Origin of the sequence: Candidatus Poriferisodalis sp., from assembly GCF_965208555.1 — a bacterium.
GTDB lineage: Bacteria > Actinomycetota > Acidimicrobiia > Acidimicrobiales > Poriferisodalaceae > Poriferisodalis.
The window spans coordinates 1128783-1140663 of the sequence record NZ_OZ242342.1; the positions used below are offsets into that span (position 1 = coordinate 1128783).

An 11881-nucleotide genomic window follows, 5' to 3' on the forward strand; every position below is an offset into this window, starting at 1 on the left:
CGCAGGCGCATGACGTGAGCCTCACCGCTGCGGCGCCGGGACGGCTGACGGCATTCCTGCCGGGCGACCCCGATGCCGACTCGCTGCTCGACGGGTTCCTGGCCTACACCGCCGAGGTGGGCCTCGAGCTGTATGAGGCGCAGGAAGACGCAGTTCTGGAGATCTTCGGCGGCAACCACGTCATCATCACCACACCGACCGGTTCGGGCAAGTCGCTCGTCGGCCTCGCGGCGCACTTCGAGGCGGTGGCGCGAGGTCAGCGCAGCTACTACACGGCACCGGTGAAGGCGCTCGTGTCGGAGAAGTTCTTCGCGCTCTGCGACGAGCTCGGCGCAGCGAACGTCGGCATGGTGACCGGTGACGGCGCCATCAACCCCGACGCGCCGGTGGTCTGCTGCACCCAGGAGATCCTGGCCAACCTGGCACTGCGCAACGGTGCCGATGCCCCGGCCGACAGCGTCGTCATGGACGAGTTCCACTTCTACGCCGACCGCGACCGGGGATGGGCCTGGCAGGTGCCGCTGCTGGAACTGACCCGCACCCAGATGATCCTGATGAGCGCCACCCTCGGCCCCACCCAGCGATTCGCCGACGACCTGCGTCGCCGCAGCGGCCGGGAGGTCGCCACCGTGACCGGTGCCGAACGGCCCGTGCCGCTCACCTTCACCTACCGCGAGACCACGCTGCACCAATCGCTCGAAGAGCTGCTGGAGCTGCGCCGGGTGCCCGCCTACATCGTCCATTTCACCCAGAAGGCCGCCACCGAGCGGGCGCAGGCTCTCACCAGCCTCAATGTCCTGTCGAAGGACGAGAAGGCGCAGGTGGCAGCCGAGATCGTCGATTTCCGGTTCGACTCGCCATTTGGGCGCGACATCCAGCGTTTCGTCAAGGCCGGCATCGGCGTACACCACGCCGGGATGCTGCCCAAGTACCGGCTGCTCGTCGAACGGCTGGCCGGTGCGGGCCTGCTCAAGCTCATCTGCGGCACCGACACGCTCGGCGTCGGCGTGAACGTGCCCATCCGCACGGTGGTGTTCACCCAGCTCTGCAAGTTCGACGGCCGCGACACCCGGGTGCTGTCGGTGCGGGACTTCCAGCAGATCGCCGGCCGGGCCGGGCGCCGGGGCTTCGACCACGAGGGCTTCGTGTGGTGCCAAGCGCCCGAGCACGAGGTCGAGTACGCGATGGCGCTGGAGAAGGCCCGCGAGAAGTTCGGCGACGACCCGGCCAAGCTCCGCAAGGTGCGTCGCCCGTCGCCGCCCAAGCGGGGCTACGCGCCCTGGAATGCCGACACGTTCGAACGGCTGGCATCGGGACAGCCCGAGCTGCTCCGCTCAGAGTTCGACGTATCGCACTCGATGCTGATGAACGTGCTGGACCGGCCCGGCGACGGCTGCGCGGCCATGCGCCGGCTGCTCACCGACAACCACGAGACGCGTGCTGCCAACCGCACCCACATCCGCCGGGCCATCGCCATCTACCGCTCGCTCGTCGAGACGCAGGTGGTGGAACGCCTCGACGAACCCGATGAGCTGGACCGGCTGGTGCGGGTGAACGTGGACCTGCAGGCAGAGTTCGACCTCACCCAGCCGCTGTCGCCGTTCGCGCTCGACGCCATCGAATTCCTCGACCCCGACGAGCCCACCCACCCGCTCGACGTGCTCAGCGTGCTCGAAGCCACGCTCGAGAACCCCACCGTGGTGCTGGAACGCCAGCGCGACATGGCACGCACCGACCTGCTGGCCGAGATGAAGGCCGAGGGCGTGGAGTACGAAGAGCGGATGGAGCGGCTGGAGGAGGTCGAGTGGCCCAAGCCGTTGCGCGACTGGCTGTACGACAGCTTCAACGCCTGGTCGACCCACCATCCGTGGTTGAGGAATGACAACGTGCGACCGAAGTCCGTGGCACGGGACATGAACGAACGGGCGATGACGTTTCGCGAGTACGTGAACCACTACGGCATCAAGGGATCCGAAGGCGTGCTGCTGCGCTACCTCAGCGATGCGTACAAGGCGCTCGTGCGTAACGTGCCCGAACATCGCCGAACCGACGACATCGTCGAGCTGACCCGGTGGCTGGGCGAGACCGTGCGCACCACCGACAGCAGCCTCATCGACGAGTGGGAACGCCTCGAGCAGCTCGCTGCCGGCTAGCTCGGCGCCCGGTAGCTGGGCGCCCCTGTGCCTACTGGGTCGGCGCCCGGTAGTTGGGCGCCTCTTTGGTGATCATGATGTCGTGGGGGTGGCTCTCGCGCAGGGCCGCCGCCGTGACACGCACGAACCTGGTGCGCAGCCGCATGTCGTCGATGCTCGCAGCGCCGCAGTAGCCCATTGCCTGGCGCAGCCCGCCGACCAACTGGTGCACCACACCCGCCAGCGGCCCCTTGTAGGCCACCCGTCCCTCGATGCCCTCGGGCACCAGTTCCTCCACCTCGCGCCCGTCCTGGAAGTAACGATCCTTGGAGTAGCTGCGGCCCTTCATGGCGCCGACCGAGCCCATGCCGCGGTACTCCTTGAAGCGCTCGCCCTGGTACAGCACCACCTCGCCGGGCGACTCGTCGGTGCCCGCCAGCAGGCTGCCCACCATGGCGCTATGCGCCCCGGCGGCGATCGCCTTGGCGAGATCGCCTGAGAACTGCATGCCGCCGTCTGCGATCACCGGCACACCGGCCGCAGCGGCCTCCGAGGCGCAGTCGAACACCGCCGATATCTGCGGCACACCGACGCCGGCCACCACCCGGGTGGTGCAGATCGAGCCGGGGCCGATCCCGACCTTGATCGCGTCGGCGCCAGCCTCGACGAGCGCCCGGGCCGCGTCGGCGGTGGCCACGTTGCCCGCCACCACCTCGGCAGGGTGATTCGCCTTGATCTTCGCCACCGTCTCGATGACGTCGCGGCTGTGGCCGTGAGCCGTGTCCACCACGATGGCATCTACATCGCGCTCCACCAGCGCCGCTGCCCGCTCCATGGTGTCGGGACCGGTACCAACGGCCGCTGCCACCAGCAGCCGGCCCCGCTCGTCTTTCGAAGCGTTGGGGAACTGGATGCGCTTCTGGATGTCCTTCACCGTGATGAGGCCCACGAGCCGGAAGTCGTCGTCCACGATCGGCAGCTTCTCGATGCGGTGCCGCGCCAGGATGACTTGCGCCTCGTCCAGCGTGATCGGCGACTGTGCGGTGACCAGCCCCTCCGATGTCATCACCTCGTGGATCGGCCGGCCCCAGTCGGTCTCGAAGCGCAGGTCGCGGTTGGTGAGGATGCCGACCAACCGCCCTGCCGGGTCGGTGATCGGCACGCCACTGATCTTGAAGCGAGCCATCAGATCTTCGGCCTCGGAGACCAGGTTGTCGGGACCGAGCGTGAAGGGCTCGTTGATCATCCCCGACTCGGAGCGCTTCACCTTGTCGACCTCAGCGGCCTGATCGGCGACCGACAGGTTGCGGTGGATCACGCCGATGCCGCCGTGGCGGGCCATGGCTATGGCCAGACGTGCCTCGGTGACGGTGTCCATCGCTGCGCTCACCAGCGGAACGGCGAGCGTGATGCCACGGGTGAACCGCGTCGACGTGTCGACTGCATCGGGCAGCACGTCGGACGCGTCAGGCACGAGCAGCACGTCGTCGAACGTCAGCCCGTCGGTGGTGACTTTGGCGTCGAGCGAGGGGAATCGCCCCACTTCAGGGGGCTGTCGGGGGGTCATGGCGCACCCTACCGCGCGACCCCCAACGAGCCGGTGAACCCGACCGCTGTAGCTTCCTCAGCAAACGAGGGCGGAGCGGGTTGACGTGGCCGATTTCCAGCAGCACGAGTCGATCGCGACGCTCCATCGCCTTGCCGACCGGTCCGTCGAGAGCCTCGAAGACGAGCTGTTCGAGTATTCCCGCCGCCGCCCCATCGCATTGATCATCCCGGCGCTGTACAGCGAGCTGCAAGGGCCGGCGCTGGGCAACATCGTCGACGAGATCGCCAAGCTCACCTACATCGACGAGATCATCGTCGGCATCGACCGGGCAGACGAAGCCCAGTTCGCCGACGCCAGGCAGTTCTTCTCCCGCCTCCCCCAGCGCACCCGCCTGCTGTGGAACGACGGCCCCCGGCTGCGCAAGATCGACGAGGTCCTCGCCGACCGGGTGCTGGCACCGACCGAGCCGGGCAAGGGCCGCAACGTCTGGTACTGCCTCGGCTACTTCCTGGCCTCGGGACGCTGCGAGAACGTGGCCCTGCACGACGCCGACATCCTCACCTACGACCGGGGCCTGCTGGCCCGGCTGCTGTACCCGATCCTGCACCCCACCTTCGGGTACTCGTTCTCGAAGGGCTACTACTACCGGGCAGGCGAAGGGCCGGCGGGACGGCTCAACGGCCGGGTGGTACGGCTGCTGGTGACGCCGCTGTTGCGGGCCCTGCGGGCCACGATCGGCGAGCACGACTACCTGCGCTACCTGGAGTCGTTCCGCTACCCGCTGGCGGGCGAGTTCGCGATGAAGCTGGACATGACCCGCAGCATCCGCATCCCCAGCGACTGGGGGCTCGAGATCGGCGTGCTGTCGGAGGTGTACCGCATCTACCAGGGGCGGCGGATCTGCCAGGTCGATGTCTGCGGCCGCTACGACCACAAGCACCAGGAACTGTCCGTCGAGGATGCCAACGCGGGCCTGCACAAGATGAGCCGCGACATCGCCAAGGCCATCTACCGCAAGCTCGCCATCGACGGCACCACGCTGGGAACAGAGATCTTCCGCACCGTCAAGGCCGTCTATTACCGCAACGCGCTCGACCTCGTCAGCCACTACCGCAACGACGCCACCTTCAACGGCTTCGACTTCGACCTGCACGCCGAGGAGACTGCGGTGGAACTGTTCGCCTCGGCGATCATGGAAGCCGGCGACGAGTTCCTGAACGACCCGATGGGCACCCCGTTCATCCCGAACTGGTCACGGGTGCAAAGCGCCGTACCCGACATCCTCGGCCAGCTCTACGACGCCGTCGAACTCGACAACGCCTGAGCCCTCTGAGGCTGCGGACTCGATGGGCGCGGATGGCGATGCTGCCATATGCCCATATCGGCGAATACAGTTATCTGTATGAAGACCACCATCAACCTCCCCGACGGTCTGGTCGAGCAAGCCAAACAACGCGCCGCGGAACGGGGCTGCACCTTCACCACCCTGATCGCCGAAGGGTTGCTGCTGGTCTTGCAGCAAACCGCTCCTGCGACGCGAACACCGCTGCCCACCTGGGGCCAGAAGGGCGATCTGGTTCTCGTGGACATCGAGGATCGCGAAGCCGTCTGGCAGGCTCTCGACGGCGACGGTTGGAAGTGATCCTCCCCGACGTCAACGTGTTGGTCTATGCCTACCGCGCAGACCTCGACCAGCACGAGACCTACCGGCCGTGGCTGTCGAAGGCGCTTGGCGGGCCGGAGCCATTCGGTGCAGCGGACGCCGTTCTCACCGGCTTCATGCGGGTGGTGACCAACCGGAGGATCTTTGCCAACCCCTCGCCGATCCAAGCAGCGCTGTCCTTCATCGAGCAAGTTCGCTCGGCGCCTGCGACCCGCGCCGTGACGGCGACCGATGCGACATGGCGCGAGTTCGCGAGATTCGCCAAATCCGATTCCCGCATTGCCGGCAACCTGGTGCCCGACGCGTGGCTCGCCGCGCTGGCGGTCTCGGTCGGCGCCCGACTCGCGACCGCCGATGCCGGCTTCGCCCGATTCGATGGCCTGAGATGGTTCGATCCCCAACGCATCGCCACCGCATAGACCGCGACATAGCATGAGCACTAGCGTTACAAGTCATGAAGCGACGCCATAGCACTGCACGCAACGTCTCTGATCTGGCAGCGTGGGCGTCGATCCCGTTCTGGCTGATGCGAGGGGCGTGGAGATGGATTGCTGAGAAACGCTCTCATCGCCGGCTCGCCCGTGAAGCCGCCGAACGCGGCCCGTTCGATATTGACGCCTGAGCGATGCAGTCCTCTCCTTGGGAGACGAGACACGCGATCACCGGTGACCGACTGCGTTCCTACTTCACGACTCCTTGGCGTCAGTTGGAACTACGCGTCACCGCGTTGCTCGTGGTCTCGACGCTGCTTGTGCGCACGCACTCCGTGTGGTGGGTGCTCGTGACTGCTGCGTTCGTAGTTGCCGAAGTGTTCTGGTTCCGGCACCGTTGCCGCACCCAGCGACACCCCGTTGGCTCGAAGACGAGTCTGTAGAAGGGTGACCAGACAGCGATGTGGTCTTCACCTCATGACGTGACGAAGCCCGACCAGTGTCCCATTGCGGAGCGCGTGGTGCCTCACGGTGGCTGGCTGCTGGTCGGCAACGTGATCGCCTTCGCGTTCGTGGGACTCTCCGTCCGCACGATTGGCCCGGACTGGTCGAGCGGAGCGCGCGCTCTTGCGTTTGTCGCACTGTCGCTGGCGTGCTCGGCGCTGTGGCTGGCATGGCAGCGCTCGGTTCGGCGAGCCGCAGCTCGGGCCGGAGAGGCTTCGCCTGTGTAGTTCGCAGGCTCAGCAGCGATGGCAACGCCTTGCTGTTCAAGCTGGGCGACGGCGCCTCATGCCACGATCTCGTTGCGCGCATAGTGCGCCGGCATCAAGGGACTTACACAGCGCGACCCCGCTACGCGGACATTCGGTTGCCGAGTGCGGGCTCGCGACGCTCTGACTCCAAGCAGAGCCACATGGTCTGGCCCACCGCCAGGTTTACGCGGTCGGACGGACCGTGCAGTGCGCCGTCCAGCAGGTCCACGCAGCCGACCTCAGAGAACAGAGTTCCTGCGCTGCCCTCGGGGCAGAGCGACGACAGCACCTCGAGATCGATGGTGAGATGGGTATGGCCGACGTTGGTCACCGACACCACCGTCTGGCCCCACTCGGCATCGCCGCGCATCACGCCCAGTGCCTGCGGGCCCAGATCCAGCGACACCTGCGGGCTGTCGGGATGGAACGCGGGCTGCGCACGACGGATGAGCATTCGGTGGACGAGCTCCACCAGGGTCCTGCGGCGGATCCCGTCCTGCGCGCCGAGCAGGTCCACCGCCTCGTCCAAGGTGACCTTGCGCCGGTTGATGGTGCGCTTGTTCTGCTCCACCGGCGGCAGGCCGTGCTCGGTGACGATGCGCGGCGGCTCGCTGATCGGCGTCCAGTAGCTGGGGGTGCCCAGCAGCGCATGCACGTACAACGCGGGGACGCCGGCGAGGCTCAGCATGACCGTGTGCGCGGCAAGGAACTGCGCCACACCTAACGGATCCCCATCGCCGGCGAAGAGATCCCACAGCGAGACGTTCAGCTCGTACGCCTTGGGGCCTTCAGGCGTGTCGAACTCCGAGTGAGTGCCGCCGGCGCCGTGTGCCGCGGCGATGAGCCGGCTGATCTCGGTGTCGCTCAGCAGCCCCTCCACCGGTCGCAGCCCGATGCCGTCGTGGCTGGCGATGAAATTGAAGAACGACGTCCCCGCAGGCGGCGTCTCCAACTGTGCCAGCCACTGCTGCATCGCTACCGACGAGCCCGACAGCATCGTGTGGGCGACCAGCGGCGGCAGGCTGAAGTTGTAGACGAGGTGGGCTTCATCGCCGTCGCCCCAGTAGGCCACGTTCTGCTCATGGGGCACGTTGGTCTCGGTGATGATGACCGAGTCTCCACAGCGGGCGTCCAGCAGCGTGCGCAGCAGCTTCACGAACTCATGCGTCTGCGACAGGTTCACACACGACGTGCCGAGCTCCTTCCAGAGATAGGCGATGGCATCCAGCCGGAACCACCGCACTCCCGCGTCGACCAAGCGGGCCACGGTGCGCAGCAGGTCGAGCAGCACCTCGGGCTCGGCGAAGTCCAGATCGATCTGGTCGTAGCTGAAGGTGCACCACAGCAGCCGCGGGCCGTCGGGGGTCTCGACTTCGCGCAGCAGCGGCGTCGTGCGGGGGCGAACCACGCTCGACAGGTCGTCCTCGGGCTCGGCGGTGAGCAGGTAGCGGCTGCCGGGCTCTTCCCCACTGCAGAACTGCTCCATCCACGGGTGGTCGGCGCTGACGTGGTTCACCACAAGATCCGCCATGACCGTGTAGGTCTCACTGAGGTCCGTGATGTCGTCCCAGCTGCCGAGCCGTGGGTCCACCGCACGGTGGTCGGTGATGGCGAAGCCCCCGTCGGAACTTGCCGGATAGAAGGGCAGCACGTGCACGACCGACACCACATCGCCGGTCAGGTCGTCGAGCAACTCGTGCATCGTCTGCATCGGCACCCTGCCCGCTTCGGTGATCGAGTCGGCATAGGTGATCACGGCCACCTCGTGCTGATCCCACCGCGGGCCGCCGGCTGCGACGACTTCAGTCCCATCAAGCCCAAGAGTGGACAGCACGTCGTCAACTAAGCGATCGAGCGGCACATCGAGGTAGATGAACTCGAGGTGACGCCTGACCCGGCTGCGGAGATCCCCCTCGGTCACGACGTGCGGACCCCCATCGCCAGACCTGTTCTCGAGTACGGAACCGTACCGACTGAGATTAGTGACGCTCATCGTCCCGGCTGCGTATCCGCAGCCGACCGCGTAGCGTGAACACATGGCCGAAACCCTGCTGGAAACACCTGTCGAAGGGGCCGACGCTCCTTCGGTTCACCCGCTGTCGATGATGACCGAGGCGGAGGCCCACGCCGCCATCGAGGTGCTGCGCCGCAGCGGCCGCATCGGCGACGGCGCCCGCTTCCACGGCTTCTGCATCGCCGAGCCGCCGAAGGCCGAGGTCGCGGCCTGGACCCCCGGTACCAGCACCGACCGCCGTTTCGAGGTGGTGGTGCACGAGAACGGCGAAGTACACGTCGCCGTGGTGTCGGTGACCCGCGGCGAAGTGGACTCGTGGACACACCATCCCAGCGTGGTGCCCCGCGTGGGCATGGCAGAGCTGTTCGCTGTCATGGATGCCTGCCGGAAAGACCCGGGCTTCGCCGCCGCCCTTGCCAAGCGCGGCATCGCCGACCCGTCGCAGGTGCAGATCGACCCGTGGCCGACCGGCGACTACGACTTCGACTTCGAGATCGGCCGGCGCGTGCAGCGCTGCATTGCCTTCTGGCGCCCGAATCCCACCGACAACGGCTACGCGTACCCGCTCGACGGGCTGATGGTGCACATCGACGTGGACACGCTGGAAGTGCTGCAGGTCACCGATTTCGACCAGTGGCCGGTGGCATCTGAGCGCGGCAACTACGACGTCGACGCGGTGACCGAGGACTTCGGGCCGATGCGGACGGACCTGCGTCCCATCGAGATCACCCAGCCCGAGGGCACCAGCTTCACACTGGACGACAACGAGCTGCGCTGGCAGAAGTGGTCGATGCGCGTCGTGATGGACGACACCGAGGGCCTGGTGCTCCACCGCATCGCCTATGACGACGGCGGTCGGGTCCGCCCGATCATCGACCGGGCGTCGCTGGCCGAGATGGTGGTGCCCTATGGCGACACCCGGCCGTCGCAGACGTTCAAGCATGCGCTCGACTCGGGCGAGTTCGGCCTGGGCCTGATGAACAACTCGCTGCAGCTCGGCTGCGACTGCCTGGGCGAGATCGCCTACCTCGACTCCGTGCAGGTGTTCGACGACGGCTCGGTCGTCACGACGCCCAACGCCATCTGCATCCACGAGGAGGACTTCGGGATCGGCTGGAAGCACTTCGACTGGCACGCCGACACCACCGAGGTGCGCCGCTCACGCCGCCTGGTGGTGAGCGCCATCCACACCGTCGGCAACTACGAGTACGGCTTCTTCTGGTACTTCTACCTGGACGGCACGATCCGCTACGAGGTGAAGCTGACCGGCATCCTCACTACCCGGTCGCATCGGGACGGCGATGACCTGACGTTCGCCCGCCAGGTGGCGCCGCACGTGTCGGCCCCGATCCACCAGCACATCTTCTGCGTGCGGCTGGACATGGCCGTCGACGGCAACGCCAACAGCGTGGTGGAGGTGAACACCGAGGCGTTGCCACCGGGGCCGGACAACCCGTATGGCACCGCGTTCGCCGCCCGTGAGACGGTGCTGGAGAGCGAGTTGGCGGCCCGGCGCAATACCAACTCGGCATCCAGCAGGTACTGGAAGATCCAGAGCGCGGACCACATCAACCGGCTCGGCCATCCGACGGCCTACCGCCTGCTGCCGCCGCCCACTACCACGATGTTCGCGGCGCACGACAGCCCCCACTCAGAGCGTGCCACCTTCGCCCGCCACAACCTGTGGGTGTCGCCGACCCGGCCCGACGAACGCTACGGCGCCGGCCGGTTCCCGACCCAGCGCAACGCCGGCGACGGTCTGGAGCGCTACACCGCAGGCGACCGGCCGGTGGTCGACACCGACATCACCGTGTGGCACACGTTCGGGATCACCCACGACGCCCGGCCCGAGGACTTCCCCGTGATGCCCACCGAGTACGCGGGCTTCGGGCTGGTGCCCGACGGTTTCTTCGACCGCAACCCGATGCTGGACGTGCCGCCCTCATCCAACGGCCACTGCGCCTGAGGCTGCTGCGGCCTACTGTGGCCGCATGGCGGGAGCACCCGAAGCAGACGAGTCGAGCCAGACAGCTTCCAACGCGGTGTCTGTGGACACCCTGCTGTCAGGTCTTGAACTGGTCGAGCACTTCGCTCCCGCGCCGACCGAGGGCCTGCGGATCGCCCCGTTCCTGGACGCCATCGAGGCACAGGCCGAGACCGCGGACCGGACCCGGTCCGTCTCGTCGGAGGTCGTCGAGGCCATCCGCGGCACCGACTTCATGCGCATGTCGGCCACCCGCAACATCGGCGGCGTCGAGGAGACGATGCTGCACATGGGCCGCGAACTCGAAGCGGTGGCAGCCCGCTGCCCGAGCCTGGCGTGGTGCCTGTGGAACCACCTGTGCGTATTCCACCTGTTCGTCGGCTCGGTCGGACCTGAGCAGCAGGACTTCCTCACCCACGTCGTGACCAACGGCCAATGGGTGTCGTTCCCCGGCGGCGCCCGCAGTTCGGTGTACGGCCGCGTCGAGGGCGACCAGGCCATCTTGAACGGCACCGGCCGCTGGGGCACCGGCGCCCGCTACGCCGATTACTGCGGGGTGGCCTTCGCCATCACCGGCGACGACGGCAAGCCAGTGCGGCCGATGGACATCCGCTTCACCATCCTGCCCACCACCACCGAGGGCATGAAGATCGACCCGTCGTGGGACGGCGCCGGGCTGCGGGCCTCGGCTACCGATGACGTCCACTACACCGACGTGCCGGTGGACCTCAGCGACTGTGTGGCCTGGTTCGGCGCCAACCGGGCAGAGTCGCTGCGCACGGTGCCAGTGGTGCATCACCGCTACCGCGAGGATTGGGTGGGCATCTCGGACCTGTGGCTCTCGTTCATGGCGGTGGGCTTGGTGCGCCGGGCGCTCGCCGAGGCGGCTGACGCGGCCGGAGGACGGCGGGTGATCATCGGCGGCAAGATGGTCGATCGACCCACGGTGCAGGTCAACTTCGGTCGGGCGGCGTCGCTGCTGGCCGCTGCAGCCGCAGCCACCGAGGCTGCGTGCAATGAAGTCGACCGTCGCATCGCCGCCAATGTCGTCCCCGACGAGGCCGACTACCTGCGCCAGATGGCAGTGACGACCATGGCCGTGGAGCAGCTCGACGAGGCCATGTCGCTGCTGCACCGCACCCAAGGCGGCACCGCGCTGCGCGAGGGCGGCGCTTTCGACCGCCGCTATCGCGACTTCCGGGCCATGCCAGTGCACATCAATGTGCACCAGGACCGCGTGACCCACCAACTCGGTCGCCACCTTCTGGGCCTCGAACTCAACCCCTTCTGATCACGGCGGGGCGCCTGCGGGCGGTGGCAGCGGGCTCAGATGGGCAGGATTAGGCTCGAAGACGA

9 protein-coding genes and 1 pseudogene are annotated in these 11881 nt (G+C 67.3%); 8 read left to right on the top strand and 2 right to left on the bottom strand.

Features of this window, described 5'->3' with window-relative positions:
• Positions 1 to 44 precede the first annotated feature (44 nt).
• Positions 45 to 2132 (top strand): annotated as a pseudogene (locus tag ACOGXE_RS05245) (DEAD/DEAH box helicase); the annotation flags it as partial.
• Positions 2133 to 2184: 52 nt separating this feature from the next.
• Here ACOGXE_RS05245 and guaB read toward each other — a convergent pair.
• Positions 2185 to 3699, bottom strand: coding sequence for an IMP dehydrogenase (guaB, locus tag ACOGXE_RS05250; protein WP_419932897.1), 1515 nt, complete (start codon positions 3697 to 3699; stop codon positions 2185 to 2187).
• A gap of 85 nt (positions 3700 to 3784) precedes the next feature.
• Here guaB and ACOGXE_RS05255 point away from each other — a divergent pair, with 85 nt between their 5' ends.
• From ACOGXE_RS05255 to ACOGXE_RS05275, 5 genes are all read left to right on the top strand, one after another.
• On the top strand, positions 3785 to 5005 hold the full coding sequence (locus tag ACOGXE_RS05255) for a glycosyl transferase (protein ID WP_419932898.1): 1221 nt from the start codon (positions 3785 to 3787) through the stop codon (positions 5003 to 5005).
• A 78-nt stretch (positions 5006 to 5083) separates the two neighbouring features.
• A complete protein-coding gene (locus tag ACOGXE_RS05260) occupies positions 5084 to 5323 on the top strand; it encodes a CopG family transcriptional regulator (protein ID WP_419932899.1) in 240 nt (79 codons plus the stop codon).
• A complete protein-coding gene (locus ACOGXE_RS05265) occupies positions 5320 to 5763 on the top strand; it encodes a TA system VapC family ribonuclease toxin (RefSeq protein ID WP_419932900.1) in 444 nt (147 codons plus the stop codon). The genes ACOGXE_RS05260 and ACOGXE_RS05265 overlap by 4 nt, the downstream gene beginning before the upstream one ends.
• A gap of 35 nt (positions 5764 to 5798) precedes the next feature.
• On the top strand, positions 5799 to 5966 hold the full coding sequence (locus ACOGXE_RS05270; RefSeq protein WP_419932901.1) for a hypothetical protein: 168 nt from the start codon (positions 5799 to 5801) through the stop codon (positions 5964 to 5966).
• Positions 5967 to 6257: 291 nt separating this feature from the next.
• A complete protein-coding gene (locus ACOGXE_RS05275; protein ID WP_419932902.1) occupies positions 6258 to 6506 on the top strand; it encodes a hypothetical protein in 249 nt (82 codons plus the stop codon).
• 121 nt (positions 6507 to 6627) lie between these two features.
• Here ACOGXE_RS05275 and ACOGXE_RS05280 read toward each other — a convergent pair whose 3' ends face one another.
• A complete protein-coding gene (locus ACOGXE_RS05280; RefSeq protein ID WP_419932903.1) occupies positions 6628 to 8448 on the bottom strand; it encodes an alpha-amylase family glycosyl hydrolase in 1821 nt (606 codons plus the stop codon).
• A 115-nt stretch (positions 8449 to 8563) separates the two neighbouring features.
• Between ACOGXE_RS05280 and ACOGXE_RS05285 the strand changes: the two genes are divergently transcribed.
• Positions 8564 to 10507, top strand: coding sequence for a primary-amine oxidase (locus ACOGXE_RS05285; protein WP_419932904.1), 1944 nt, complete (start codon positions 8564 to 8566; stop codon positions 10505 to 10507).
• Positions 10508 to 10532: 25 nt separating this feature from the next.
• Positions 10533 to 11816, top strand: coding sequence for an acyl-CoA dehydrogenase family protein (locus tag ACOGXE_RS05290; protein WP_419932905.1), 1284 nt, complete (start codon positions 10533 to 10535; stop codon positions 11814 to 11816).
• The last annotated feature ends 65 nt before the right edge of the window (positions 11817 to 11881 follow it).

What these genes read in the sequence shown, in the direction of transcription:
- ACOGXE_RS05270 (WP_419932901.1), top strand. Translation starts at nt 5,799, where the DNA reads ATGAAGCGACGCCATAGCACTGCACGCAACGTCTCTGATCTGGCAGCG.
- ACOGXE_RS05260 (WP_419932899.1), top strand. Translation starts at nt 5,084, where the DNA reads ATGAAGACCACCATCAACCTCCCCGACGGTCTGGTCGAGCAAGCCAAA.
- ACOGXE_RS05285 (WP_419932904.1), top strand. Translation starts at nt 8,564, where the DNA reads ATGGCCGAAACCCTGCTGGAAACACCTGTCGAAGGGGCCGACGCTCCT.
- ACOGXE_RS05290 (WP_419932905.1), top strand. Translation starts at nt 10,533, where the DNA reads ATGGCGGGAGCACCCGAAGCAGACGAGTCGAGCCAGACAGCTTCCAAC.
- guaB (WP_419932897.1), bottom strand. Translation starts at nt 3,699, where the DNA reads ATGACCCCCCGACAGCCCCCTGAAGTGGGGCGATTCCCCTCGCTCGAC.